We start from the raw sequence: 23,733 nt of genomic DNA on the forward strand, positions 1-23,733 counted from the left end.
ATGGCTTTTACCTTGCCTGCCCTGCCTTACGCTTACGATGCCCTGGAACCGCATATCGATGCGCAGACCATGGAGATCCATTACACCAAGCACCACCAGACCTACATCAATAATCTCAACGCCGCGGTCGAAGGCACCGAATTTGCCGAGTGGTCGGTGGAAAAACTGGTCGCCAGCGTCCGGCAGCTGCCGGAAAAGCTCCACGCGGCGGTGATCAATCAGGGCGGCGGCCACGCCAACCATTCGCTGTTCTGGGAAGTGATGGCGCCTCACGGTGGCGGCAAACCCGAAGGTGCGCTGGCCAAGGCGATTGATGAGCAACTGGGTGGCCTGGACAGTTTCAAGGATGCCTTCACCAAAGCTGCGCTGACCCGCTTTGGCAGTGGCTGGGCCTGGCTCAGCGTCACGCCGCAAAAGACCCTGATAGTGGAAAGTAGCGGCAACCAGGACAGCCCGTTGATGAATGGCAATACGCCGATCCTTGGCCTGGATGTGTGGGAGCACGCTTACTACCTGCAATATCAGAACCGTCGTCCGGAATACATCAATGCGTTCTACAGCGTGATCAATTGGCCTGAAGTCGCTACGCGTTATCAGGCTGCGCTGGTTTAAGTCCTCTATAAAAACAATCCAAGGCTGACTATGGGCACTGAAACACTGGCGTTTGGCAGCGGACGAATGTTTCGTTACGCGGTGGGATCGCTATTGCTGTTGGCGGGCATGTCGTTGTTGGTCGCGCACGGGCTGGCGTGGCTCGATCTCGAACCCAAGCTGCTGCGTGCACTGCAGGGCGGGGCGATTTGTGCCCTGGGCACTGCGTTGGGTGCGGTTCCGGTGCTGGTGATTCGCCGCATGCCGCAGGCGGTCAGCGATACGTTGCTCGGTTTTGGTGCCGGAGTGATGCTCGCGGCGACGGCGTTTTCGCTGATCGTTCCGGGGATCTCGGCTGCTGAAAGCCTGGGGCTGACACCCTGGGCGGCCAGTGGCCTTATCAGCTTCGGCATCATGCTTGGCGCGTTCGGGCTGTTTCTGGTGGACCGTAAAGTGTCGGGCGCCTCGCCGGAAATGCTCGTTGGAACCCTGGAGCGCCCGGTCATCCCCCCACGGATCTGGTTGTTTGTATTTGCCATCATTGCCCATAACATCCCCGAAGGCATGGCGGTCGGGGTTTCGGCCGGTGGTGGGATGCCGGATGCTGACAGCCTGGCCATGGGCATTGCGTTGCAGGATGTGCCGGAAGGGTTGGTGATCGCGCTGGTACTGGCAGGGGCGGGGATGTCGCGGGTCAAAGCTTTCCTGATCGGTGCGGCATCAGGTCTGGTGGAGCCGGTCTTTGCGCTGTTGTGCGCCTGGCTGGTGAGCCTGGCCGAATTGCTGTTGCCGTTAGGGTTGGCGTTGGCGGCGGGGGCGATGTTGCTGGTGGTCACCCATGAAGTGATTCCCGAGTCGCGGCGCAATGGTCACGACAAGCTGGCGAGTCTTGGGTTGTTGATCGGGTTTTGTTTGATGATGGTGATGGATACGGCGCTCGCTTAGGCGAATGTTTAATCGCCTTCGTCGAAGTAGTTATTGATCAGTTCGACCAGCGCATCCATCGCTTCCTGTTCCTGCTCGCCTTCAGTGCTCAGGTGGATTTTGGTGCCCTTGCCGGCCGCAAGCATCATCATGGCCATGATGCTTTTGCCATCGACCGCGGATTCTGGCGTACGACCTACTCTGATGGTGCAACCCGGGAACCGACCCGCAACGCCAACGAATTTTGCCGAAGCGCGGGCATGAAGGCCCAGCTTGTTGATGATTTCAATTTCCCGAGCAGGCATCGCGATGTGAATCCTTTAGCTGAGGTCGCGGTGGCGAACCTGGACGTTCTTCAGGGATTGTTGCAGGACCTGGCCCAGACGTTCGGTCAGGTAGACGGAGCGGTGATGCCCGCCGGTGCAGCCAATGGCGATGGTGACATAAGCGCGGTTGCTGGCGGCAAAGCGCGGCAACCACTTGAGCAGGTACGTGGAGATGTCCTGGAACATCTCTTCGACGTCCGGTTGTGCCGCCAGGTATTCGGCCACCGGTTGATCAAGCCCGGATTGGTCGCGCAATTCCGGCTTCCAGTAAGGGTTGGGCAGGCAGCGCACGTCGAACACCAGGTCTGCATCAACCGGCATGCCCCGCTTGAACCCGAAAGACTCCACCAGGAACGCCGTGCCCGCTTCCGGCTGGTTCAGCAGACGCAGCTTGATGGTATCGCGCAGCTGATACAGGTTCAGGTTGGTGGTGTTCACCTTGAGGTCCGCCAGATCGGCGATCGGACCCAGCAGGGCACTTTCGTCCTGAATTGCCTCGGCCAGCGAGCGATTGGCGTTGCTCAGCGGGTGGCGGCGGCGGGTTTCCGAGAAGCGTTTGAGCAACGTTTCTTCGTCGGCGTCCAGGTACAGCACATCACACTTGATATGCCGGCTGCGGACTTCTTCAAGCAATTCCGGAAACCGCGACAGGTGACTCGGCAGGTTGCGAGCATCGATGGATACCGCGACCAGCGGTTGTGCCAGCTCGGTATGAATCAGCGCGCGCTCGGCCAGTTCCGGCAGCAATCCGGCGGGCAGGTTGTCGATGCAGTAGTAGCCGTTGTCCTCGAGAACATCGAGTGCGGTACTTTTACCTGAGCCGGATCGGCCACTGACGATGATCAAGCGCATGGTTAATGACCGTTTTGCTCGTCCAGGACAACCTGATACAAGGCTTCATTGCTCGGGGCGCTGCGCAGTTTTTCGCGCACTTCCTTGCGGTCGAGCATGCTGGCGATCTGGCGCAGTAACTCCAGGTGCGCATCGGTAGCGGCTTCCGGGACCAGCAGAACGAACAGCAGGTCAACCGGGGCGCCGTCGATGGCGTCGAAATCAATGGGTGCATCAAGGTGCATCAGGGCGCTGATGGGCGAGGTGCAGCCCTTCAGGCGGCAGTGGGGAATGGCGATGCCGTTGCCAAAACCGGTTGAGCCGAGTTTTTCACGGGCAATCAGAGCCTCGAAGACATCTTGCATCTCCAGATCCGGCACTTCTTTGTGGATAAGGTTGGCAATTTGCTCGAGGGCTTTCTTTTTACTGCCGCCCGGCACGTTCACGAGGGAACGGCCGGGGGGCAGGATGCTTTCAAGTCGGATCATGGGTTGGGAGTGTTAACGACCGGTCGCGCCCTGGAGGAGGCTTTGGGTCTTTTCCTTATGCTTTTTGAGTTGTTTATCCAGCTTGTCGGTCAGTGCGTCGATCGCCGCGTACATATCGGTATGCTCCGCGTTTGCGACCACTTCATTGCCGGGAATATGCAGCGTGGCTTCGATTTTCTGCTTGAGCTTTTCGACCGTCATCGTGACCTGCACGTTGGTGATCTTGTCGAAATGCCTCTCTAATCGTTCGAGTTTTTCGCCGATGTAGGTGCGAAGAGGTTCGGTCACTTCCAGTTGGTGTCCACTGATGTTGACTTGCATACAGCTTCTCCTTCGTTGCCAGTGCATAAAGCGGCAGGCAGAAATGCCTGCCACTGGAACGCTGTGGCGTGGCTCTACATCAACCGCTTGCGTTCGCTCGAAGGCGCGATCCCGAGGGATTCGCGGTACTTGGCGACGGTGCGGCGAGCCACCTGAATGCCTTGTGCCTCCAGTAAACCAGCGATCTTGCTGTCACTCAACGGCTTTTTCTGATTTTCCGCGGCAACCAGTTTTTTGATGATCGCGCGGATCGCTGTGGACGAGCATTCACCGCCTTCGGAGGTGCTGACGTGGCTGGAGAAAAAGTATTTCAGTTCATATATGCCCCGAGGGGTATGCATGAATTTTTGTGTGGTGACCCGTGAAATCGTCGACTCGTGCATCCCCACCGCTTCGGCGATGTCATGCAGGACCAGCGGCTTCATCGCTTCGTCGCCGTATTCAAGAAAGCCGCGCTGATGCTCGACGATCTGAGTGGCTACTTTCATCAGGGTTTCGTTGCGGCTTTGCAGGCTCTTGATGAACCAGCGGGCCTCTTGCAACTGATTGCGCATGAAGGTGTTGTCGGCGCTGGTGTCGGCGCGGCGCACAAAACCGGCGTATTGGGCGTTGACCCGCAGCCGTGGCACCGATTCCTGGTTCAGCTCGACCAGCCAGCGCTCATTGTCCTTGCGCACGATCACGTCAGGGACAACATATTCGGCTTCACTGGACTCGATCTGCGAGCCCGGGCGCGGGTTGAGGCTCTGCACCAGCTCGATGACCTGGCGCAGTTCATCTTCCTTGAGTTTCATGCGACGCATGAGCTGGCTGTAATCGCGGCTGCCGAGCAGGTCGATGTAGTCGGTGACCAGGCGTTTCGCTTCGGCCAGCCAAGGCGTCTTGGCAGGCAGTTGGCGCAATTGCAGCAGCAGGCATTCGCCCAGGTTGCGGGCGCCAATGCCGGCCGGTTCGAATTGCTGGATGCGGTGCAGGACGGCTTCGATTTCGTCCAGTTCGATGTCCAGTTCCGGATCGAAGGCCTCGAGAATTTCCTCGAGGGTTTCGTCCAGGTAGCCCTGATTGTTGATGCAGTCGATCAGGGTCACGGCGATCAGACGATCGGTGTCGGACATCGGTGCCAGGTTCAGTTGCCACAACAAATGGCTTTGCAGGCTTTCACCGGCCGATGTGCGGGTGGTGAAATCCCACTCGTCGTCATCGTTGCTCGGCAAGCTGCTGGCACTGGTCTGGTAGACGTCTTCCCACGCGGTATCAACGGGCAGCTCGTTGGGAATGCGCTCGTTCCAGTCGCCTTCCTCGAGGTTATCCACCGTCGGGGCGGTTTCCTGGTAGGAGGGTTCCGAAATGTCGGCGTTGGGGAGCTGTTCGGCTTTGTCGGCCAAGGGGTCGGCGTTATCGAAGTCGTCGCCTTCTTCCTGGCGTTCGAGCATCGGATTGGACTCCAGGGCCTCCTGGATTTCCTGTTGCAGGTCCAGGGTCGACAATTGGAGCAGGCGGATGGCCTGTTGCAGCTGCGGTGTCATCGTCAGCTGCTGGCCCATTCTCAAGACTAGCGATGGTTTCATGGCAGGGGCTTAACACCTTATTCGCCGGCGCACATGCGCCATCCACTACAGGGCGCCGGAGCGCCAAACATAAGCAAATTATATGCCCGAAACTGCAGCGTTTGCCTAGAGCGCTGTAACAATAAAAAAGTATTGATTTTTTATCGAGATGAGCGCTCGGACAATCAGCCAGACACCTTACTGCTTAAAGGCGGAATTCATGGCCCAGATACACTTCCTTGACCAGTTCGTTGGCCAGGATGGTGGCGGAGTCACCTTCAGCGATCAGTTGACCATCGTTGACGATGTAGGCGGTTTCGCAGATATCCAGGGTTTCACGGACGTTGTGGTCAGTGATCAGCACGCCAATGCCTTTGGCCTTGAGGTGGTAGATGATCTGCTTGATGTCGCCCACCGAAATCGGGTCCACGCCGGCGAATGGTTCGTCGAGGAGGATGAATTTCGGGTTGGTGGCCAGTGCCCGGGCGATTTCCACCCGACGACGTTCACCACCGGACAGGCTCATGCCTAGGTTGTCGCGGATGTGGCTGATGTGGAATTCCTGCAGCAGGCTTTCCAGTTCCTTGCGACGCTCGGCCTTGTCGAGTTCCTTGCGGGTCTCGAGGATGGCCATGATGTTATCGGCGACCGAGAGTTTGCGGAAGATCGACGCTTCTTGCGGAAGATAGCCGATACCGGCCTTCGCACGACCGTGCATTGGCTGGTGGCTGACGTCCAGGTCGTCGATCAGCACGCGACCCTGATCGGCCTGCACCAGGCCGACGATCATGTAGAAACAGGTGGTCTTGCCGGCGCCGTTAGGGCCTAGCAGGCCGACGATTTGACCGCTGTCGATGGACAGGCTGACGTCACGCACGACCTGGCGGCTCTTGTAGCTCTTGGCCAGATGCTGAGCTTTCAGAGTTGCCATTAAGGAGCCTTTTTCGCGTCGTTTTTCGGCTTGGGCTGGATCACCATGTCGATGCGCGGACGCGACTCGGTAACCTTGCTACCCGTAGCACGCCCGGCGCTCGCAAGCTTTTTCTGGGTGTCGTAGACGATTTTTTCGCCCTGGGTGACGTTGTTGTCCTTGTCGACGACTTTTGCCTTGTCGATCAGCACGACGCGGTTTTGCGAGGCGTGGTACTGGATGGTCACGCCCCAGCCCTGAACAGGCTTGGTGTCGCCGGCCGTCTGCATCTGCTCGAAGTAGGCGAGGTTGCCCACCGAGGTCACCACGTCGATGTCGCCAGCCGGGGTACGGGTGATGGTCACGGTATTGCCGGTGACCTTCATCGAGCCCTGAGTGATGATCACGTCACCTTTATAGGTGGCAACGCCATTCTTGTCGTCCAGTTGGGCGTCGTCGGCCTGAATGCGGATAGGCTGCTCTTGATCGTTCGGCAGAGCCCAGGCGCTCACGCTTCCCAGTGCTGCGCCCAGACTGAGCAAAATAGGGAGAGTTTTAACGAGCCTCATACTGTCCTCTTACGTTCGATAGCAGGTGTATCCTGCTTTCTTTCAAATACGCTTTCATTCCGTTGCCTGTCGATACACCGCCAGCGCCGTCGATTCTAACGGGTTGATCGGTCTGCGCATATTGCTGCTGCGGGAACACCGTCATTCGGGTGGTGGTAATCAGGGTTCGGCGGTTTTTCTCGTCGAAACGGGTGATGCGCACCGAGTCGATCAGCTCGACCTGAGTGCCGTCCGGGTTGACTTCGCCGCGCTCACTCTGGACGTGCCACGGAAACTGCGTACCGCGAAACATGTTCAGGTCAGGGTTGGTCAGCAACGTCACCTCGCTCGCTTTCAGGTGTTCGACCTTGTCGGACGTCATTTCGTATTGCAGTTTGCCGTCCGGCAGGTACTGAACGCTGTGGGCGTTGAGGGCGTAATAGTCGATTGCGCTTTCATCGACCGTGACCACCGGCTTGTCGAGGAAGCGTTCCGGGCTGATGTTCCAGTAGCCGACCGCGGCGAACAGCGCCGCGATGCAGCCGAACACCAGGATGTTACGAATCTTTTTGCTCAGCATAATGGGCTCACAGGTACGCGGCGTTGGCCGCATCGAGGCGGCCCTGGGCGCGCAGGATCAATTCACAGAATTCGCGAGCGGCACCCTCGCCACCACGGGCCAGGGTGATGCCATGGGCGTGTTCACGCACGAAGCTGGCAGCGTTTGCTACGGCCATGCCCAGACCCACGCGGCGAATCACCGGCAGGTCCGGCAAGTCGTCGCCCAGGTAGGCGACCTGTTCATAGCTTAGGTTGAGTTGTGCAAGAAGTTCGTCGAGCACCACCAGTTTGTCTTCACGACCCTGGTAAAGGTGTGGAATGCCGAGGTTCTTCGCCCGCCGTTCGACCACCGGGGTCTTGCGGCCGCTGATGATAGCGGTCTGCACGCCGGCTGCCATCAACATCTTGATGCCTTGACCGTCGAGGGTGTTGAACGTCTTGAATTCGCTGCCGTCTTCGAGAAAGTACAGGCGCCCGTCGGTCAGCACGCCGTCGACGTCGAATACCGCGAGTTTGATCTGTTTGCCGCGTTGCAGCAGGTCCGTGCTCATTACATTACTCCCGCACGCAGCAAGTCGTGCATGTTCAAGGCGCCGACCGGGCGGTCTTCGCTGTCGACCACGACCAGTGCGTTGATCTTGTGGTCTTCCATGATTTTCAGGGCTTCGGCGGCGAGCATCTCGGCGCGAGCAGTCTTGCCGTGCGCGGTCATGACCTGATCGATGGTGGCGCTGTGGATGTCGATGCTGCGGTCCAGTGTGCGGCGCAAGTCACCGTCGGTGAAGATCCCGGCCAGTTTGCCATCGGCTTCCAGGATCACGGTCATGCCCAGGCCCTTGCGAGTCATTTCCATCAGCGCATCCTTGAGCAGCGTACCGCGCTGAACCTGCGGCAGCTCCTGGCCGGCGTGCATGACGTTTTCGACTTTCAGCAGCAGGCGTCGACCCAGCGCGCCGCCCGGATGGGAAAAGGCGAAGTCTTCAGCGGTAAAGCCCCGGGCTTCCAGCAGCGCAACGGCCAGGGCATCGCCCATGACCAGCGCGGCGGTGGTCGACGAGGTCGGTGCCAGGTTCAGCGGGCAGGCTTCGTGCTCTACGTGAACGTTGAGGTTGACCTCGGCGGCCTTGGCCAGCGGCGAGTCCGGGTTGCCGGTCACGCTGATCAATTTGATGCCCAGACGCTTGATCAGGGGCAGCAGGGTGACGATTTCATTGGTGGAGCCGGAGTTCGACAGCGCAAGGATGATGTCGTCGCGGGTGATCATGCCCATGTCGCCGTGGCTGGCTTCGGCCGGGTGCACGAAAAAGGCCGTGGTGCCGGTGCTGGCCAGGGTGGCGGCGATCTTGTTGCCGATGTGCCCCGATTTGCCCATGCCGACCACGACCACGCGGCCTTTGCTGTCCAGAATCATCTCGCAAGCGCGTACAAAATCTGCGTCGATATGGGGCAGCAAGCCTTGTACGGCTTCCAGTTCGAGGCGGATGGTGCGTTGTGCAGATTGAATCAGGTCGCTGGATTGGCTCATGTCAGAAATCGTATAGCCTGATGAAAAGGCGGCGATTATAGCGGTAATGATCAAAACCCTCACGCAAGTTCGTCACGCTTTGTCATTCCCTGTTACTGAATCCCTTCTGAACAAGGCTTTTTGCCTGTCAAGTTGCTGAACATGGGCCGGCGTGGGCCTTGGGCGCTTGGCCTTTGCAGTGATATAGTTCGCCGCCAGTTCGGCCTGCCCGTGGAGGTATGTGCTTTCGTCAGAAAGACAGGCGTCCGAGTGTGAGGCTGCATCGCAAGGAGTTTAGATGAGTGCCGATAACGCCTACGCGGTCGAGCTGAAGGGACTGTCCTTCAAGCGCGGTGCGCGCAGCATTTTCAATAACGTCGATATCCGTATCCCGCGCGGCAAGGTCACCGGCATCATGGGGCCTTCCGGGTGTGGCAAGACCACGCTGTTGCGGTTGATGGGCGCGCAGTTGCGGCCCACCAAGGGCGAAGTCTGGGTCAATGGCCAGAACCTGCCAAAGCTGTCGCGCAGCGATCTGTTCGATGCGCGCAAGCATATGGGTGTGCTGTTCCAGAGCGGCGCGCTGTTTACCGACCTCGACGTGTTCGAGAACGTCGCCTTTCCGCTGCGCGTTCATACCGAGCTGCCGGAAGAAATGATCCGTGACATCGTCCTGCTCAAATTGCAGGCCGTGGGGTTGCGTGGCGCCATCGAGCTGATGCCCGACGAACTGTCCGGTGGCATGAAGCGCCGTGTCGCGCTGGCGCGGGCGATTGCCCTCGATCCGCAGATCCTCATGTATGACGAACCCTTTGTCGGCCAGGACCCTATCGCCATGGGCGTGTTGGTGCGCCTGATCCGCTTGCTCAACGATGCGTTGGGCATCACCAGTATCGTGGTCTCCCATGATCTGGCCGAGACCGCCAGCATCGCCGACTACATCTATGTGGTGGGCGACGGCCAGGTGTTGGGGCAGGGCACTCCCGAGGAGCTGATGAACTCGCAGGAACCGCGGATTCGTCAATTCATGACCGGCGATCCCGACGGTCCGGTCGCATACCACTTTCCAGCGACGGATTACCGCGCAGATCTTCTGGGGAAGCGTTGATGCGCAAGATTTCACTATTGGAACGCGTGCGTCGGTTCGGCCATGCCGGCATCGATGTGCTGGCGGTGTTCGGCCGTTCGGCGATTTTCCTGTTTCATGCCTTGCTCGGCCGCGGTGGTATCGGCGGCGGCTTTGGCCTGCTGATCAAGCAACTGCATTCGGTGGGCGTGATGTCCCTGGTGATCATTGTGGTCTCCGGGGTGTTCATCGGCATGGTGCTGGCGCTGCAAGGCTTCAACATCCTGTCCAGCTACGGTTCGGAGCAGGCGGTGGGGCAGATGGTTGCGCTGACGCTGTTGCGCGAACTCGGCCCCGTGGTCACGGCACTGCTGTTCGCCGGGCGTGCAGGTTCGGCGCTGACCGCCGAAATCGGCAACATGAAGTCCACCGAACAGTTGTCCAGTCTGGAAATGATTGGCGTCGACCCGCTCAAGTACATCATTGCCCCGCGCCTGTGGGCCGGCTTCATTTCCCTGCCAGTGCTGGCGATGATTTTCAGCGTGGTGGGTATCTGGGGCGGTTCGTGGGTGGCTGTCGACTGGCTGGGTGTCTATGAAGGTTCCTACTGGTCCAACATGCAGAACAGCGTGACGTTCACCGATGATGTGCTCAACGGCATCATCAAGAGCATCGTCTTTGCCTTCGTCGTGACCTGGATCGCCGTATTCCAAGGCTATGACTGCGAGCCCACTTCCGAGGGGATCAGTCGTGCCACTACCAAGACCGTGGTGTACGCCTCTTTGGCTGTGCTCGGCCTGGACTTTATTTTGACCGCCTTGATGTTTGGAGATTTCTGATGCAAAACCGCACCCTGGAAATCGGTGTCGGCCTTTTCTTGCTGGCTGGCATCCTGGCTTTGCTGTTGCTAGCGTTGCGGGTCAGTGGCCTGTCCCCAAGTGCCACCACCGATACTTATAAACTTTATGCATATTTCGACAATATCGCCGGTTTGACGGTCAGAGCTAAAGTGACCATGGCCGGTGTGACCATCGGCAAGGTCACGGCGATCGATCTGGACCGCGACAGTTTCACCGGTCGAGTGACGATGCAGCTGGAAAAGCGCGTAGATAACCTGCCGACCGACTCCACTGCATCTATCCTGACCGCTGGCCTGTTGGGCGAGAAGTACATCGGCATCAGCGTGGGCGGCGAAGAAGGCTTGCTCAAGGATGGTGGAACCATCCACGACACCCAGTCGTCGCTGGTGCTCGAGGACCTGATCGGTAAATTCCTGCTCAATACCGTTAGCAAAGACGCCAAATGAGGAGCTTTTGAATGATCTCTACCTTGCGACGTGGCCTGTTGGTATTACTCGCGGCCCTGCCGTTGATGGCTAACGCCGTGGCAGCGCCCTCAGCGCACGAAATCGTGCAGGACACCACGACTCGGTTGCTTGCAGACCTGTCGGCCAACAAAGAGAAGTACAAGCAGGACCCACAAGACTTTTACACGGCGCTGAACACCATCGTCGGGCCGGTCGTGGATGCCGAGGGCATTTCCAAAAGCATCATGACGGTCAAATACTCGCGCAAAGCAACGCCGGCGCAGATGAAGACCTTTGAAGAAAACTTCAAGAGAGGTCTGTTCCAGTTCTATGGCAACGCCTTGCTCGAGTACAACAATCAGGGCATCACCGTCGACCCTGCCAAGGATGAGTCCGGAGACCGTACCAGCGTTGCCATGACGGTCAAAGGCTCCAACGGCTCGATCTATCCTGTGTCTTACACACTCGAGAAAATCAACGGCGAGTGGAAACTGCGCAACGTGATCATCAACGGCATCAATATCGGCAAGCTGTTCCGCGATCAGTTCGCCGATGCGATGCAGCGCAATGGCAATGACCTGGACAAGACCATCAACGGTTGGGCCGGGGAAGTCGCCAAGGCCAAGGATAAAACCGCAGACGCCTCCGAGAAGTCTGCCCAATGAGTGTGTCGGCCATTCGCATGAGCGAAACCGGCGAGCTGCGACTGAGCGGCATGCTGGATTACCGCACCGGCCCTGGTCTGCGCAAGCAGGGGCAGGCGTTGATCAAGTCCAGCAAGGCCGCCGAACTGGTGGTTGATTGTTCGGCAGTGTTGAAGTCCAGCAGCGTAGGCTTGTCCCTGCTGCTGTGCTTCATGCGCGATGCAGAGGCGGCCGGCAAGGCGCTGAGCATCCGCGGAATGCCAGAAGACATGCGTGAAATCGCTCAGGTCAGCGAATTGACCGAGCTGTTGGCGCATCCCTAACCAGCATCTATAAAGAAGCCCCCCGTCAGAGTCCTGCTTCGCGGGGTTCGCAGGCGCGGGGCTTTTTTGTATGATGTCCGACCCGCGCGCACAGGGCGCCGATTGAGGTTGAGCATGCAGGCCGTAGAAGTGAAGAGCTTCCTTGAAGGAAAGCTGCCCGGAACGTTGGTAGAAGTTGAGGGCGAAGGCTGCAATTTCCAGCTGAACGTGATTAGCGATGAACTGGCGGCGTTAAGCCCGGTGAAGCGTCAGCAGCAGATCTATGCCCATTTGAACCCATGGATCACCGATGGCAGCATCCATGCGGTCACTATGAAATTTTTCAGCAGCGCGGCCTGGGCCGAGCGCACCTGAGCCCAAGGGCGTCGAGATTCTTATGGATAAATTGATTATTACTGGCGGCGTTCGTCTTGATGGAGAAATCCGCATCTCCGGGGCGAAGAACTCTGCCCTGCCGATCCTGGCTGCAACCCTGCTGTGCGATGGCCCGGTAACGGTTGCCAACCTGCCGCACCTGCACGACATCACCACCATGATCGAGCTGTTCGGCCGCATGGGCATTGAGCCGGTGATCGACGAGAAGCTCAGCGTCGAAATCGACCCGCGCACCATCAAGACCCTGATCGCACCGTATGAGCTGGTGAAAACCATGCGCGCATCGATCCTGGTGCTGGGCCCGATGGTTGCCCGTTTCGGTGAAGCCGAAGTTGCCCTGCCTGGCGGTTGCGCCATTGGTTCGCGTCCGGTTGACCTGCACATCCGTGGTCTCGAAGCCATGGGCGCGGTCATCGACGTCGAAGGCGGCTACATCAAGGCCAAGGCGCCAGAAGGCGGCTTGCGCGGTGCGCACTTCTTCTTCGACACCGTCAGCGTGACCGGTACCGAAAACATCATGATGGCCGCCGCCCTGGCCAAGGGCCGCAGCGTGTTGCAGAACGCCGCTCGCGAACCTGAAGTCATCGACCTGGCGAACTTCCTGATTGCCATGGGTGCCAAGATCACTGGCGCCGGCACCGACACCATCACCATCGATGGCGTTGAGCGTCTGCACCCGACCACCTACAAAGTGATGCCTGACCGTATTGAAACCGGCACCTACCTGGTGGCGGCAGCCGTCACCGGCGGTCGCGTGAAGGTCAAGGACACTGATCCGACCATCCTCGAAGCGGTTCTTGAGAAACTCAAGGAATCGGGCGCGGAAATCACCTGCGGCGAAGACTGGATCGAGCTGAACATGCACGGCAAGCGGCCAAAAGCCGTCAACGTGCGGACCGCTCCGTACCCGGCGTTCCCGACCGACATGCAGGCGCAGTTCATCTCCCTCAACGCCATTGCCGAAGGCACGGGCGCCGTGATCGAGACGATCTTCGAAAACCGCTTCATGCACGTTTACGAACTGCACCGCATGGGCGCCAAGATCCAGGTCGAAGGCAACACGGCCATCGTCACCGGTACCGAAAAGCTGAAAGGCGCGCCAGTGATGGCCACCGACCTGCGTGCTTCGGCCAGCCTGGTAATCTCGGCACTGATCGCCGAAGGCGACACCCTGATCGACCGCATCTACCACATCGACCGTGGTTACGAGTGCATCGAAGAGAAACTGCAGATGCTCGGCGCCAAGATTCGCCGCGTACCGGGCTAGTTTCTGCTGCATGGGCGCAGGGACGCGTCCGTTGAATTTGTTTCAAGTCGAGCCAGTTTCTGGCTCGATGTGTGTCCGGCGCCGTTTGCGACCGGGCATCAGTAGCCTGATAAGGACTGACGTTTCCCATGTTGACCATCGCACTGTCCAAGGGCCGCATCCTTGACGACACCCTGCCGCTTCTGGCTGAAGCGGGCATCGTGCCGACCGAGAATCCGGACAAGAGCCGCAAGTTGATTATCCCCACGACCCAGGCCGACGTGCGCCTGCTGATCGTGCGCGCCACCGATGTGCCGACCTACGTCGAGCATGGTGCCGCGGACCTGGGCGTCGCCGGTAAAGATGTGCTGATGGAATATGGTGGCCAGGGTCTGTACGAACCGCTGGACTTGCGAATTGCCCTCTGCAAGCTGATGACCGCCGGCCGTGTCGGTGATGTCGAACCCAAGGGCCGCCTGCGGGTAGCGACCAAGTTCGTCAACGTTGCCAAGCGTTACTACGCCGAGCAGGGCCGTCAGGTCGACATCATCAAGCTCTACGGCTCGATGGAGCTGGCGCCGCTGATCGGTCTGGCGGACAAGATTATCGACGTGGTCGACACCGGTAACACCTTGCGTGCCAATGGCCTGGAACCCCAGGATTTCATCGCTGACATCAGCTCCCGGCTGATCGTCAACAAAGCGTCGATGAAAATGCAGCATGCCCGTATCCAGGCGTTGATCGACACCCTGCGCAAGGCAGTGGAGTCTCGACACCGCGGCTGATTCACCTGCGCGACGTTAAGTCGCGCCCGTCTATCCGCCTCATAGCCAGAATTCTCAGGTGCCCAAGCGGAAACGACTGCTAAGTTAGGGCGCCTGAGTTTTTGCCATTCCTATGAGGCTCTCGCTATGACCGCACCGACTGCAATTCGCCGACTCAATGCTGCTGACCCGGATTTCGCGCATCATCTGGATCATCTGCTGAGCTGGGAAAGTGTGTCTGACGACTCGGTCAATCAGCGAGTGCTGGACATCATCAAAGCCGTGCGCGAGCGTGGCGACGCAGCGCTGGTGGACTTCACCCGGCAGTTCGACGGCCTGGACGTTGCGTCCATGGCGGATCTGATCCTGCCGCGCGAACGCCTGGAACTGGCCCTGACCCGCATCACCGTGCCTCAGCGTGAAGCGCTGGAAAAAGCCGCGGCCCGCGTGCGCAGCTACCACGAAAAACAGAAACAGGATTCCTGGACCTACACCGAAGCTGATGGCACGGTGCTGGGCCAGAAGGTCACGCCACTGGATCGCGCCGGTCTGTACGTCCCGGGCGGTAAGGCGTCGTACCCATCCTCCGTGTTGATGAATGCAATTCCGGCCAAGGTCGCCGGTGTGACCGAAGTGGTCATGGTGGTGCCGACACCGCGCGGTGAAATCAACGAGCTGGTGCTGGCGGCGGCGTGCATCGCCGGTGTTGACCGCGTTTTCACCATTGGCGGCGCGCAAGCGGTTGCCGCATTGGCTTACGGTACCGAAAGCGTGCCGAAGGTCGACAAGGTGGTTGGCCCGGGCAATATCTATGTCGCCACCGCCAAGCGCCATGTGTTCGGCCAGGTCGGCATCGATATGATCGCCGGTCCGTCGGAAATCCTCGTGGTGTGCGATGGCCATACCGATCCGGACTGGATCGCCATGGACCTGTTCTCCCAGGCCGAGCACGACGAAGACGCCCAGGCGATTCTGGTCAGCCCGGACGCCGAGTTCCTCGACAAGGTCGCGGCCAGCATCGCCAAACTGCTGCCGACCATGGAGCGCGCCCAGATCATCGAAACCTCGATCAATGGCCGTGGTGCGTTGATCAAGGTTCGCGACATGGAGCAGGCCATCGAAGTGGCCAACCGCATTGCGCCGGAACACCTGGAGTTGTCGGTCGCCGATCCGCAAGCCTGGCTGCCGCTGATCCGTCACGCCGGCGCGATCTTCATGGGCCGTCACACCTCCGAAGCCCTGGGCGATTACTGCGCAGGCCCGAACCACGTGTTGCCGACGTCCGGCACCGCGCGGTTCTCTTCGCCGCTGGGTGTGTACGACTTCCAGAAACGCTCGTCGATCATCTTCTGCTCCGAGCAGGGTGCGTCCGAACTGGGCAAGACCGCTTCCGTGCTGGCCCGTGGCGAGTCGCTGACTGCCCACGCCCGTAGCGCCGAATACCGCATTGTTGATGAGCAAAAGGGGAACTGAACATGAGTAAATTCTGGAGCCCGTTCGTCAAGGATCTGGTGCCTTACGTGCCGGGCGAGCAGCCGAAACTGGCGAAACTGGTGAAGCTCAACACCAACGAAAATCCTTACGGCCCATCGCCAAAAGCGCTGGCGGCGATGCAGACCGAACTCAACGACAACCTGCGTCTGTACCCGGACCCGAACAGCGATCTGCTGAAAAACGCCGTGGCTACGTATTACGGCGTGCAGACCAACCAGGTGTTCCTCGGCAACGGTTCCGATGAAGTCCTGGCGCACATCTTCCACGGCTTGCTGCAACACGACAAAGCGGTGCTGTTCCCGGACATCAGCTACAGCTTCTATCCGGTCTACTGCGGGTTGTATGGCATCCAGTTCGACGCGGTGCCGCTGGACGAGCAGTTCCAGATCAACCCGGCGGACTACGCCCGGCCAAACGGCGGGATCATCTTCCCAAACCCGAACGCACCGACCGGTTGCCTGCTGGCACTGGACGCGGTTGAGCAAATCCTCAAGGCCAGCCCGGATTCGGTGGTTGTGGTGGATGAGGCCTATATCGACTTCGGTGGCGAGACGGCGATCAGCCTGGTGGACCGTTATCCGAACCTGCTGGTGACTCAGACCTTGTCCAAATCCCGCTCGCTGGCCGGCCTGCGGGTGGGCCTGGCGGTGGGGCATCCAGATTTGATCGAGGCGCTGGAGCGGATCAAGAACAGCTTCAACTCCTATCCGCTGGATCGCCTGGCGAATGTCGGGGCGGCGGCGGCGTTCGAGGATCGCGAGTACTTCGACAAGACGTGCCGGTTGGTCATCGAGCATCGTGAGTGGGTGGTTGCGCAACTTGAAGCGAAGGGCTTTGAAGTGCTGCCGTCGGCGGCGAACTTCATTTTTGCCCGTCATCCAAAGCACGACGCGGCCGGGCTGGCGGCTAAATTGCGCGAGCAAGGCGTGATCGTCCGGCACTTCAAGCAAGAGAGGATTGCCCAGTTCCTGCGGATTTCCATCGGCACGCCGGAACAGAACCAGGCACTGATTGATGGTTTGGGGAATTTGCAAGACGTCGGTCGGTAGTGGGTGCACTGATCGGGCTTGGAAGTAGGAGCCTGATCAGTGCCGTCGCTGTAACGGATCAGCTTTGGTGTACGTCAAACTCGCCGGTAACTGTCCGCGGCGATGAATCATCTGTGATGAACTCAAATTCACCTTTGGCCTTTGTCATGCCTTCAGTGAACGTCACTGTTATCGAACCGGTTTTAACATGGTGGCTGTTCGTACCGTCAAAGAGAACCCACTCAGTATCGTTCTTGTTGAAATCATCTGGGTATTTTTTTGTTACTTTTTGATTGTCGACGATTCCAGTCGGAAATCCGATAAGAATTGAAAGCGTGTTTTTTGTCCCGCGGATATATCCAGCAGGTTTTTCCCCCGCAAACTTGTGAAGTTCAACTTCGGCTGCATTAAAGTGAGGGTCAACACGGATTGTTGCGGCAAAAGTACCCGAGTCCTTCTTGGATTTTTGTGTGGCCATGAATAAAGCTCCCTTCGGTCAAATTAAGAGTGGAAGACAAAAGCGTCATTCCTCCTGCGGTATTAACGTTAACGACGGGAGCTTTCGAAAGGTACTGTCATAAATGACAGTTCATTAGCTTCATTTGGAATAAGTTTCTGTTCTTGAATATCAAATACTTCAGGTGTGGCAGGAAGATAGTTCTGGCCGCGAAGAACCCTGACGCGATGCAGCTGTTACGCCACGCCATCGTTCTCCACGGGCAAGTCGGACCGCCGCACCGTGCGCCCCTACAGAGGGTTACTCGTGATGCGGTTCGCCCAGAAACGTCAGCGAACTGAACACCCCCCGCGTCGCCACATCCGGATTGTCCTTCAGCACGATCTCCATCTGCGCCGAAATCACGTTCAACCCTTCATTACGCACCACCACCTGCGCACGCCCGTCCTTATCTGTCTCGGTACTCAACGTATTCGGCGCACTTCGATAGTCGCCAATCAACTTCACCCCCGCCGCCGGCTTCCCATCCAATAACACCTGCACAGGCAGCAACTTGCCCGGTCCGACCGTCAGAGGATCAACCTCCGGCAGAATCAACAGTTTCATCTGATCAAGCTTGGGCAACTTCGCCCCAGGCTGATAAATCGCCAGGCTGTATTTGAACGTCTGTGTCGACTCGATGGCCCCCGGCACTTTGCTGCGTCCTTCGTTGATCCATTTTTTATCCGCCGTTTGCGACCACATGCCGTTGTCCAGCGCCACCGCCATCACGGCAGGCGGCTTCAGCGGTTGCAGACGTGCGTGATCGGCCAGGCGCTGGACGGTCACCGGGATCATTTTGCCGTTGACGTCATAAGCCCAGGCGCCGCTGATTTTTTGTGCCTTGAAGGCGTTGTCTTCGGCGCCGTGGCCGTAAATCACTTCGATGTTGCCGCGACGCTGTTCGGTCCAGAGACCATGGGCCGAGACCTGGCCGGTAAACAACAGGCCGAGCAGCAGGCTGAGCAGTGCGGGTTTGAGGTTTTGCATGGGAACTTCCTTTTACAGATTGAGTGTGAGGCTGACGGTGAAATTGCGCGGCTCACCGGGGTTGACCCAGTAATTGCTGTAGGAGCGCTCGTAGTATTTCTCGTCGAAAAGGTTGTTCAGGTTCAGGCCGACAGTGACGTTTTTGCTGGCCTTGTAATGGGCCAGAAGGTCGACGGTGTGGTAGGACGGCAGCTCGAAATCGCTGCCGGATTCGCCTGAACGATCGCCGACGTAAGTGAACGCCGCGCCGACGTCGGAGCCTCGTAAATGGCCATCCTGAAATTCATAAACGCCCAGCAGGCTGCCGCTGCGCTTGGCGACGCCGAGGATTCGGCTGCCGGTGGGAATTACCTTGTCGCCCTCGGTGACCTCGGCGTCGATGTAGGCGAAGGCACCGATCACCCGCACGGCGTCGGTCACTTGCCCGGTGACTTGCAGGTCGAATCCCTGGCTGCGGGCCTTGCCCATGGCGCGGCTGGTGTCCGTGCCCGGGTCTAGTGCAAGGACGTTTTCCTTTTCAATATGGAAGGCGGCGAGGGTGGTGCTCAAGCGGTCGTCGAACAGCTCGCTCTTGATCCCGACTTCGTAACCGACGCCTTCTTCCGGGTCGAAGGATTGGCCGCCAGCGTCCAGGCCGTTGTTCGGCTTGAACGAGGTGGAGGCGTTGGCGAACAGCCCGACTTCGGGTGTCAGCTGATAAAGCAGGCCGGCCCGCTGGGTCAGTGCGTCGTGGTTCTGGCGGCTGGTGGCACCGCGGCTGTGATCGTCGATGCTTTGCTCGAAATGTTCGAAGCGTGCACCGAGCATGCCGCGCAGTTTGTCGGTGAAGACAATCTGGTCCTGCAGGTTCAGCGCCCGGCTTTCGACGTGTTCAAAAAGGTCGGTGCCGGAGCGCTTACCGTTGGGTTTCGGCTGACCGTAGACGGGTTGATAAATGTCGATAGCGTAGGGGCCGCCGGCAATGGTCGTGACCCGTTCGTTCTTGCGGAAGTTTTCATACTCGCTGCCAATCAGCAGTTCGTGCTGCCAACTGCCGAGGTCGAACAGACCGCGCAATTCGAGTTGGGTGATGCTGTCGTGCCAGTTTGTGTCGCGCTCGCGATAGCGCCGATTCACAGTGTGGCCGTCGGCATTCAGCGGGCGACTTTCGGAAGCGTAGCCCCAGAGTTTGCCTTCCTTGTAATGGCTGGCCAGGCGCAGCTTCCAGTTGTCATTGAGATGGTGTTCGAGGGCTGCTTGCAGCAGGTTGTTGTGGTTGTCGATGTTGCCGTCATTGGGTTCGCCAAGGAACGTCGAACGGGACACGCCACTCCATTTGTTGTTCGGCGCGACGATGCCGCGATCGAACGTGGAGCTGTGACGGACGAATTCGCTCTCCACCAAGAGGCTGGTGTCCGGGTTCAGTTGCCAACTGAAGGAGGGCGCGACAAACACTCGCTGGCTGTCGACGTGATCGCGGAAGCTGTGGTTGTCCTCGACGGCCAGGTTGATTCGCGACAGCACGTTGGCTTCGTCATCCAGCGGCGTGTTGACGTCGAGGGCGGTGCGATAGCGGTCCCAACTGCCGGCGCTGGTTTGCAGGGTGGTGAATGCTTCGGGCTGGGGTTTCTTGGTGACGATGTTCACCGTGCCGCCCGGATCGCCGCGCCCGTAGAGACTGGCGGCGGGTCCTTTGAGTACTTCGATGCGCTCGATGTTAGCGACGTCCGGGGTACTCGGATAACCCCGGTTGGCGCTGAAGCCGTCCTTGTAGAATTCCGAGGTGGTAAAGCCGCGCACGCTGTATTCGTAAAGCGTCAGGCCACCGAAGTTGTTCTGCTTCGACACACCGCCAGCAAAATCCAGGGCGCGCTCGACACTGGTGCTGCCCAGGTCATTGAGCACACTGACGGGAATCACGCTGATGGATTGCGGGATGTCGCGGATCGCGGTATCGGTTTTGGTCGCGCTGGCAGACCGCGTGGCACGGTAGCCCTGGACCGGGCCGGTGGGCGATTCGTAGTCGGAGGTGACGCTGATGGCGTCCAGTTCGAGGGTGCCGGGCTCTTCGGCGAAGACCGGATCCACCAGCAGGCCGAGGGCAAGACCTGCCACGGAAGCCATTGTGCGAGACGACATGTTATGTTGTTCCAATAGTGATATTGAAACAATATAACATGCCTAATGAGAATGTCTGCTGTTAGCCAAAAATCCTCGGCCCAGGGTCAGTTTTCTTCTTTCTCTTTAACCGGCGCCGGCGGCGGACGCAGGCCGATTTCAGCCGTGAGCTTGAGCTCTTTGCCGTTGCGCATCACCTGAATGGTGACCTTGTCGGTCGGTTTGATCCGCGCAACCTGGTTCATCGAGCGCCGACCATCACCGGCCGGTTCGCCGTCGATGCTGAGGATCACGTCACCCAATTGCAGGCCAGCCTTCTGCGCCGGACCGTCACGGAAAATCCCTGCGACCACAATGCCCGGGCGCCCCGACAGACCAAACGACTCCGCCAGTTCCTGACTCAACGGTTGCACTTCGATGCCGAGCCAGCCGCGAATCACCTGCCCGTGTTCGATGATCGACTTCATCACTTCCATGGCCAGTTTGACCGGGATCGCAAAACCGATGCCTTGCGAGCCGCCGGACTTGGAGAAGATCGCCGTGTTGATGCCGGTCAGGTTGCCGTTGGCATCCACCAGTGCACCGCCGGAGTTGCCGGGGTTGATCGCAGCGTCGGTCTGGATGAAATCTTCGTAGTTGTTCAGGCCCAACTGGTTACGGCCAGTGGCGCTGATGATGCCCATGGTCACGGTCTGACCGACGCCGAACGGGTTGCCGATGGCCAGGGCGACGTCACCGATGCGGATGTTGTCGGAGCGACCGACGGTGATCGACGGCAGGTTTTTCAGGTCAATTTTCAGCACCGCGAGGTCGGTTTCCGGGTCGCTGCCGATGACGCGGGCCAGGGTTTCGCGACCATCCTTGAGCGCGACCACGATCTGGTCGGCGCCGCTGGTGACATGGTTATTGGTCAGCAAATAACCTTCCGGACTCATGATCACCCCGGAACCCAGGCTCGACTCCATGCGCTTCTGCTTGGGCGAGTTGTCGCCGAAGAAGCGCCGGAACTGCGGGTCTTCAAACAAGGGATGGTTCGGTTTGTTGATGACTTTGGTGGTGTACAGGTTCACCACCGACGGCGCGGCGATGGTGACCGCGTCGGCATAGGACACCGGACCTTGCTGCGTCGTGGTGGTTTGCGGGGCTTGCTGCAGGTTGACGTCGAGGCTCGGAAGCCCGACCCACTGCGGGTAACGCTGGATGATCAACAGAGCGATAAGCACGCCGGCCAACAGCGGCCAGCCGGAAAAACGCAGCGCCTTGAGCATTAAGCACGTCCTGAGAGGTTGCAGGCGGCATGAGACCGCCCATAATGTCGCGCATTATACGAGGCGCAGCTCGCCTCTGAACGGGATATTTAGGAGTCTTTTATGGCCGTCGCCTTGAGCACCCTGGTCGAAGAAGCCGACCGTTACCTAAACAGTGCCAGGATTGCCGATTACTGCCCCAACGGCTTGCAGGTCGAAGGTCGGCCGCAGGTGATGCGCATCGTAAGCGGCGTCACGGCAAGCCAGGCGTTGCTGGATGCCGCGGTCGAAGCTCAGGCCGATCTGGTGCTGGTGCATCACGGCTATTTCTGGAAAGGCGAGAATCCGTGCATCACCGGTATGAAGCAGCGTAGGTTGAAAACCCTGCTCAAGCACGACATCAGCCTGCTGTCCTATCACTTGCCGCTGGACCTGCACCCGGACGTTGGTAACAACGTGCAGCTGGCGCGTCAGCTCGACATCACGGTCGAAGGCCCGCTGGATCCGGACAATCTCAAGGTTGTCGGCCTCGTTGGCTCGTTGAGTGAACCGATGACGCCCCGTGATTTCGCTCGCCGAGTGCAGGAAGTCATGGGCCGCGAGCCGTTGCTGGTCGAAGGCAGCGAGATGATCCGCCGGGTCGGCTGGTGCACCGGTGGCGGCCAGGGTTACATCGATCAGGCCGTGCTGGCTGGCGTCGACTTGTACATCAGCGGTGAGGCGTCCGAGCAGACCTTCCACAGCGCCCGGGAAAACGACATCAGCTTCATCGCCGCCGGCCATCACGCCACCGAGCGCTATGGCGTGCAGGCGCTGGGTGATTACCTGGCCCGACGGTTTGCCCTTGAGCACATCTTCATCGATTGTCCGAATCCGATCTGATTACCACCAAAAATCAAATGTGGCAGTCTGCTGGCGATCGCTGCATCACATGCGACATTGATGTGACAGATACACCGCAATCGCGAGCAAGCTCGCTCCCACTGGGTCTTTGGTGCCCAAACGAGGGGGTATATTCATATACCCTTTCGATCTAGCTCGCGTCCTGATTAGAAGAGGACGCTGTGCTAGGATTCCTCGCTCGAACACGGCCCGCTGGCCGTCCATAAGATCGTTTTCGTGAGTAGCCATGGTCGACAAACTGACGCATCTGAAACAGCTGGAGGCCGAAAGCATCCACATCATCCGCGAGGTCGCCGCCGAGTTCGATAACCCGGTGATGCTGTACTCCGTCGGTAAAGACTCCGCCGTGATGCTGCACCTTGCGCGCAAGGCATTCTTCCCGGGCAAACTGCCGTTCCCGGTGATGCACGTCGACACCCGGTGGAAGTTCAAGGAGATGTACGCGTTCCGCGACCGCATGGTCGAAGAACTCGGCCTTGACCTGCTGGTACACGTGAATCCCGATGGCGTCGCGCAGGGCATCAACCCGCTGACCCACGGCAGTGCCAAGCACACCGACATCATGAAAACCGAAGGCTTGAAACAAGCTCTCGACAAGTACGGCTTCGACGCCGCTTTCGGTGGCGCTCGCCGCGACGAAGAGAAGTCCCGTGCCAAAGAGCGCGTGTACTCCTTCCGTGATACCAAGCACCGCTGGGACCCGAAAAACCAGCGCCCGGAACTGTGGAACGTCTACAACGGCAACGTCAACAAGGGCGAATCCATTCGTGTGTTCCCGTTGTCGAACTGGACCGAACTGGACATCTGGCAGTACATCTACCTCGAAGGCATCCCGATCGTGCCGCTGTATTTCGCCGCTGAACGCGACGTCATCGAGATGAATGGCACCTGGATCATGATCGATGACGAACGCCTGCTCAATCACCTGAGCGACGAAGACAAGGCGCGCATCGTCAAGAAAAAAGTCCGTTTCCGCACGCTGGGTGACTACCCGCTGACCGGTGCGGTCGAGTCCGAGGCCACCAGCCTGACCGACATCATTCAGGAAATGCTCCTGACGCGAACTTCCGAACGCCAGGGCCGAGTCATCGATCACGATGGCGCAGGCTCGATGGAAGAAAAGAAACGTCAGGGGTACTTTTAAGCTTCGAGTTACAAGCGGCAAGCTGCAAGTTAAGGGCGGTATGCGTAATTTCGTAGTTT

28 protein-coding genes are annotated in these 23,733 nt (G+C 59.0%); 14 read left to right on the plus strand and 14 right to left on the minus strand.

What is annotated here, in order from left to right:
* Positions 1-612 carry a superoxide dismutase gene (locus FHL16_RS03380; RefSeq protein ID WP_077747422.1) on the plus strand — a complete coding sequence of 204 codons (612 nt, stop codon included), beginning with the start codon at positions 1-3 and terminating at the stop codon, positions 610-612.
* A gap of 30 nt (positions 613-642) precedes the next feature.
* Positions 643-1,536, plus strand: a complete 894-nt coding sequence (locus FHL16_RS03385) for a ZIP family metal transporter (RefSeq protein ID WP_077747423.1) — start codon at positions 643-645, stop codon at positions 1,534-1,536.
* A gap of 8 nt (positions 1,537-1,544) precedes the next feature.
* Here the strand turns inward: FHL16_RS03385 and FHL16_RS03390 are convergent, their stop codons facing one another.
* The 10 genes from FHL16_RS03390 to FHL16_RS03435 form a co-directional block, all read right to left on the minus strand.
* Positions 1,545-1,820 carry an HPr family phosphocarrier protein gene (locus tag FHL16_RS03390; RefSeq protein WP_077747424.1) on the minus strand — a complete coding sequence of 92 codons (276 nt, stop codon included), beginning with the start codon at positions 1,818-1,820 and terminating at the stop codon, positions 1,545-1,547.
* 15 nt (positions 1,821-1,835) lie between these two features.
* Positions 1,836-2,693, minus strand: coding sequence for an RNase adapter RapZ (gene rapZ, locus FHL16_RS03395; protein ID WP_010463332.1), 858 nt, complete (start codon positions 2,691-2,693; stop codon positions 1,836-1,838).
* 2 nt (positions 2,694-2,695) lie between these two features.
* The gene (gene ptsN, locus FHL16_RS03400) at positions 2,696-3,160 is read right to left on the minus strand and encodes a PTS IIA-like nitrogen regulatory protein PtsN (protein ID WP_077747425.1); all 465 of its coding nucleotides are present in this window, start codon (positions 3,158-3,160) and stop codon (positions 2,696-2,698) included.
* Between the two features lie 12 nt (positions 3,161-3,172).
* Complete coding sequence (hpf, locus tag FHL16_RS03405; RefSeq protein ID WP_007941242.1) at positions 3,173-3,481, minus strand: ribosome hibernation-promoting factor, HPF/YfiA family; 309 nt, start codon at positions 3,479-3,481, stop codon at positions 3,173-3,175.
* Between the two features lie 74 nt (positions 3,482-3,555).
* The gene (locus FHL16_RS03410) at positions 3,556-5,049 is read right to left on the minus strand and encodes an RNA polymerase factor sigma-54 (protein WP_010463324.1); all 1,494 of its coding nucleotides are present in this window, start codon (positions 5,047-5,049) and stop codon (positions 3,556-3,558) included.
* Positions 5,050-5,233: 184 nt separating this feature from the next.
* The gene (gene lptB / locus FHL16_RS03415; protein ID WP_010463322.1) at positions 5,234-5,959 is read right to left on the minus strand and encodes an LPS export ABC transporter ATP-binding protein; all 726 of its coding nucleotides are present in this window, start codon (positions 5,957-5,959) and stop codon (positions 5,234-5,236) included.
* A complete protein-coding gene (gene lptA / locus FHL16_RS03420; RefSeq protein ID WP_042932376.1) occupies positions 5,959-6,507 on the minus strand; it encodes a lipopolysaccharide transport periplasmic protein LptA in 549 nt (182 codons plus the stop codon). Before lptA ends, lptB begins: the two co-directional genes overlap by 1 nt.
* A complete protein-coding gene (lptC, locus tag FHL16_RS03425) occupies positions 6,494-7,066 on the minus strand; it encodes an LPS export ABC transporter periplasmic protein LptC (protein WP_010463318.1) in 573 nt (190 codons plus the stop codon). The genes lptA and lptC overlap by 14 nt, the downstream gene beginning before the upstream one ends.
* Positions 7,067-7,073: 7 nt before the next feature.
* Positions 7,074-7,598: a KdsC family phosphatase gene (locus tag FHL16_RS03430; protein ID WP_007941249.1), complete on the minus strand. Its 525-nt coding sequence runs from the start codon at positions 7,596-7,598 to the stop codon at positions 7,074-7,076.
* Positions 7,598-8,572, minus strand: coding sequence for a KpsF/GutQ family sugar-phosphate isomerase (locus FHL16_RS03435; protein ID WP_010463314.1), 975 nt, complete (start codon positions 8,570-8,572; stop codon positions 7,598-7,600). Before FHL16_RS03435 ends, FHL16_RS03430 begins: the two co-directional genes overlap by 1 nt.
* A gap of 277 nt (positions 8,573-8,849) precedes the next feature.
* On the opposite strand from FHL16_RS03435, the gene FHL16_RS03440 reads away from it, so the two are divergent.
* From FHL16_RS03440 to hisC, 10 genes are all read left to right on the plus strand, one after another.
* Entirely contained in the window at positions 8,850-9,659 is an 810-nt protein-coding gene (locus FHL16_RS03440) for an ATP-binding cassette domain-containing protein (protein WP_010463312.1), read from the plus strand.
* Positions 9,659-10,456 carry a lipid asymmetry maintenance ABC transporter permease subunit MlaE gene (gene mlaE, locus FHL16_RS03445; protein ID WP_010463310.1) on the plus strand — a complete coding sequence of 266 codons (798 nt, stop codon included), beginning with the start codon at positions 9,659-9,661 and terminating at the stop codon, positions 10,454-10,456. The genes FHL16_RS03440 and mlaE overlap by 1 nt, the downstream gene beginning before the upstream one ends.
* Positions 10,456-10,923 (plus strand): outer membrane lipid asymmetry maintenance protein MlaD, encoded by a 468-nt coding sequence (gene mlaD, locus FHL16_RS03450; RefSeq protein WP_010463308.1) that lies wholly within the window; start codon positions 10,456-10,458, stop codon positions 10,921-10,923. Before mlaE ends, mlaD begins: the two co-directional genes overlap by 1 nt.
* 11 nt (positions 10,924-10,934) lie before the next feature.
* Positions 10,935-11,588 (plus strand): MlaC/ttg2D family ABC transporter substrate-binding protein, encoded by a 654-nt coding sequence (locus FHL16_RS03455; RefSeq protein ID WP_010463306.1) that lies wholly within the window; start codon positions 10,935-10,937, stop codon positions 11,586-11,588.
* Entirely contained in the window at positions 11,585-11,890 is a 306-nt protein-coding gene (locus FHL16_RS03460) for an STAS domain-containing protein (protein WP_010463303.1), read from the plus strand. The genes FHL16_RS03455 and FHL16_RS03460 overlap by 4 nt, the downstream gene beginning before the upstream one ends.
* 114 nt (positions 11,891-12,004) lie before the next feature.
* Positions 12,005-12,244 (plus strand): BolA family protein, encoded by a 240-nt coding sequence (locus tag FHL16_RS03465; protein WP_007912386.1) that lies wholly within the window; start codon positions 12,005-12,007, stop codon positions 12,242-12,244.
* A 22-nt stretch (positions 12,245-12,266) separates the two neighbouring features.
* Positions 12,267-13,532, plus strand: a complete 1,266-nt coding sequence (murA, locus tag FHL16_RS03470) for a UDP-N-acetylglucosamine 1-carboxyvinyltransferase (RefSeq protein WP_010463300.1) — start codon at positions 12,267-12,269, stop codon at positions 13,530-13,532.
* Positions 13,533-13,660: 128 nt separating this feature from the next.
* Positions 13,661-14,296, plus strand: coding sequence for an ATP phosphoribosyltransferase (gene hisG / locus FHL16_RS03475; protein WP_007901570.1), 636 nt, complete (start codon positions 13,661-13,663; stop codon positions 14,294-14,296).
* A 126-nt stretch (positions 14,297-14,422) separates the two neighbouring features.
* The gene (hisD, locus tag FHL16_RS03480; protein WP_077747426.1) at positions 14,423-15,748 is read left to right on the plus strand and encodes a histidinol dehydrogenase; all 1,326 of its coding nucleotides are present in this window, start codon (positions 14,423-14,425) and stop codon (positions 15,746-15,748) included.
* Positions 15,749-15,750: 2 nt separating this feature from the next.
* Positions 15,751-16,818, plus strand: coding sequence for a histidinol-phosphate transaminase (gene hisC, locus FHL16_RS03485; RefSeq protein ID WP_077747427.1), 1,068 nt, complete (start codon positions 15,751-15,753; stop codon positions 16,816-16,818).
* Between the two features lie 58 nt (positions 16,819-16,876).
* Here the strand turns inward: hisC and FHL16_RS03490 are convergent, their stop codons facing one another.
* The 4 genes from FHL16_RS03490 to algW all read right to left on the minus strand — a co-directional run bounded on the left by FHL16_RS03490 (position 16,877) and on the right by algW (position 21,648).
* On the minus strand, positions 16,877-17,275 hold the full coding sequence (locus FHL16_RS03490; RefSeq protein ID WP_077747428.1) for a hypothetical protein: 399 nt from the start codon (positions 17,273-17,275) through the stop codon (positions 16,877-16,879).
* 279 nt (positions 17,276-17,554) lie between these two features.
* Positions 17,555-18,283, minus strand: a complete 729-nt coding sequence (locus tag FHL16_RS03495) for a DUF4198 domain-containing protein (protein ID WP_010463290.1) — start codon at positions 18,281-18,283, stop codon at positions 17,555-17,557.
* A 12-nt stretch (positions 18,284-18,295) separates the two neighbouring features.
* Entirely contained in the window at positions 18,296-20,401 is a 2,106-nt protein-coding gene (locus FHL16_RS03500) for a TonB-dependent siderophore receptor (RefSeq protein WP_077747429.1), read from the minus strand.
* 86 nt (positions 20,402-20,487) lie between these two features.
* Positions 20,488-21,648 (minus strand): Do family serine endopeptidase AlgW, encoded by a 1,161-nt coding sequence (algW, locus tag FHL16_RS03505; RefSeq protein ID WP_010463285.1) that lies wholly within the window; start codon positions 21,646-21,648, stop codon positions 20,488-20,490.
* Between the two features lie 102 nt (positions 21,649-21,750).
* Here algW and FHL16_RS03510 point away from each other — a divergent pair, with 102 nt between their 5' ends.
* Both FHL16_RS03510 and cysD read left to right on the plus strand, forming a co-directional pair.
* On the plus strand, positions 21,751-22,509 hold the full coding sequence (locus FHL16_RS03510; protein WP_010463283.1) for a Nif3-like dinuclear metal center hexameric protein: 759 nt from the start codon (positions 21,751-21,753) through the stop codon (positions 22,507-22,509).
* A 247-nt stretch (positions 22,510-22,756) separates the two neighbouring features.
* On the plus strand, positions 22,757-23,674 hold the full coding sequence (cysD, locus tag FHL16_RS03520) for a sulfate adenylyltransferase subunit CysD (RefSeq protein ID WP_010463281.1): 918 nt from the start codon (positions 22,757-22,759) through the stop codon (positions 23,672-23,674).
* The last annotated feature ends 59 nt before the right edge of the window (positions 23,675-23,733 follow it).

Source organism: Pseudomonas sp. FSL W5-0299, from assembly GCF_005930655.1.
GTDB classification, from domain to species: Bacteria; Pseudomonadota; Gammaproteobacteria; order Pseudomonadales; family Pseudomonadaceae; genus Aquipseudomonas; species Aquipseudomonas mandelii.

Bases quoted from the DNA above. Each gene is read 5' to 3' on its own strand.
- FHL16_RS03380 (WP_077747422.1), top strand. From the start codon at position 1: ATGGCTTTTACCTTGCCTGCCCTGCCTTACGCTTACGATGCCCTGGAA.
- FHL16_RS03385 (WP_077747423.1), top strand. From the start codon at position 643: ATGGGCACTGAAACACTGGCGTTTGGCAGCGGACGAATGTTTCGTTAC.
- FHL16_RS03390 (WP_077747424.1), bottom strand. From the start codon at position 1,820: ATGCCTGCTCGGGAAATTGAAATCATCAACAAGCTGGGCCTTCATGCC.
- rapZ (WP_010463332.1), bottom strand. From the start codon at position 2,693: ATGCGCTTGATCATCGTCAGTGGCCGATCCGGCTCAGGTAAAAGTACC.
- ptsN (WP_077747425.1), bottom strand. From the start codon at position 3,160: ATGATCCGACTTGAAAGCATCCTGCCCCCCGGCCGTTCCCTCGTGAAC.
- hpf (WP_007941242.1), bottom strand. From the start codon at position 3,481: ATGCAAGTCAACATCAGTGGACACCAACTGGAAGTGACCGAACCTCTT.
- FHL16_RS03410 (WP_010463324.1), bottom strand. From the start codon at position 5,049: ATGAAACCATCGCTAGTCTTGAGAATGGGCCAGCAGCTGACGATGACA.
- lptB (WP_010463322.1), bottom strand. From the start codon at position 5,959: ATGGCAACTCTGAAAGCTCAGCATCTGGCCAAGAGCTACAAGAGCCGC.
- lptA (WP_042932376.1), bottom strand. From the start codon at position 6,507: ATGAGGCTCGTTAAAACTCTCCCTATTTTGCTCAGTCTGGGCGCAGCA.
- lptC (WP_010463318.1), bottom strand. From the start codon at position 7,066: ATGCTGAGCAAAAAGATTCGTAACATCCTGGTGTTCGGCTGCATCGCG.
- FHL16_RS03430 (WP_007941249.1), bottom strand. From the start codon at position 7,598: ATGAGCACGGACCTGCTGCAACGCGGCAAACAGATCAAACTCGCGGTA.
- FHL16_RS03435 (WP_010463314.1), bottom strand. From the start codon at position 8,572: ATGAGCCAATCCAGCGACCTGATTCAATCTGCACAACGCACCATCCGC.
- FHL16_RS03440 (WP_010463312.1), top strand. From the start codon at position 8,850: ATGAGTGCCGATAACGCCTACGCGGTCGAGCTGAAGGGACTGTCCTTC.
- mlaE (WP_010463310.1), top strand. From the start codon at position 9,659: ATGCGCAAGATTTCACTATTGGAACGCGTGCGTCGGTTCGGCCATGCC.
- mlaD (WP_010463308.1), top strand. From the start codon at position 10,456: ATGCAAAACCGCACCCTGGAAATCGGTGTCGGCCTTTTCTTGCTGGCT.
- FHL16_RS03455 (WP_010463306.1), top strand. From the start codon at position 10,935: ATGATCTCTACCTTGCGACGTGGCCTGTTGGTATTACTCGCGGCCCTG.
- FHL16_RS03460 (WP_010463303.1), top strand. From the start codon at position 11,585: ATGAGTGTGTCGGCCATTCGCATGAGCGAAACCGGCGAGCTGCGACTG.
- FHL16_RS03465 (WP_007912386.1), top strand. From the start codon at position 12,005: ATGCAGGCCGTAGAAGTGAAGAGCTTCCTTGAAGGAAAGCTGCCCGGA.
- murA (WP_010463300.1), top strand. From the start codon at position 12,267: ATGGATAAATTGATTATTACTGGCGGCGTTCGTCTTGATGGAGAAATC.
- hisG (WP_007901570.1), top strand. From the start codon at position 13,661: ATGTTGACCATCGCACTGTCCAAGGGCCGCATCCTTGACGACACCCTG.
- hisD (WP_077747426.1), top strand. From the start codon at position 14,423: ATGACCGCACCGACTGCAATTCGCCGACTCAATGCTGCTGACCCGGAT.
- hisC (WP_077747427.1), top strand. From the start codon at position 15,751: ATGAGTAAATTCTGGAGCCCGTTCGTCAAGGATCTGGTGCCTTACGTG.
- FHL16_RS03490 (WP_077747428.1), bottom strand. From the start codon at position 17,275: ATGGCCACACAAAAATCCAAGAAGGACTCGGGTACTTTTGCCGCAACA.
- FHL16_RS03495 (WP_010463290.1), bottom strand. From the start codon at position 18,283: ATGCAAAACCTCAAACCCGCACTGCTCAGCCTGCTGCTCGGCCTGTTG.
- FHL16_RS03500 (WP_077747429.1), bottom strand. From the start codon at position 20,401: ATGTCGTCTCGCACAATGGCTTCCGTGGCAGGTCTTGCCCTCGGCCTG.
- algW (WP_010463285.1), bottom strand. From the start codon at position 21,648: ATGCTCAAGGCGCTGCGTTTTTCCGGCTGGCCGCTGTTGGCCGGCGTG.
- FHL16_RS03510 (WP_010463283.1), top strand. From the start codon at position 21,751: ATGGCCGTCGCCTTGAGCACCCTGGTCGAAGAAGCCGACCGTTACCTA.
- cysD (WP_010463281.1), top strand. From the start codon at position 22,757: ATGGTCGACAAACTGACGCATCTGAAACAGCTGGAGGCCGAAAGCATC.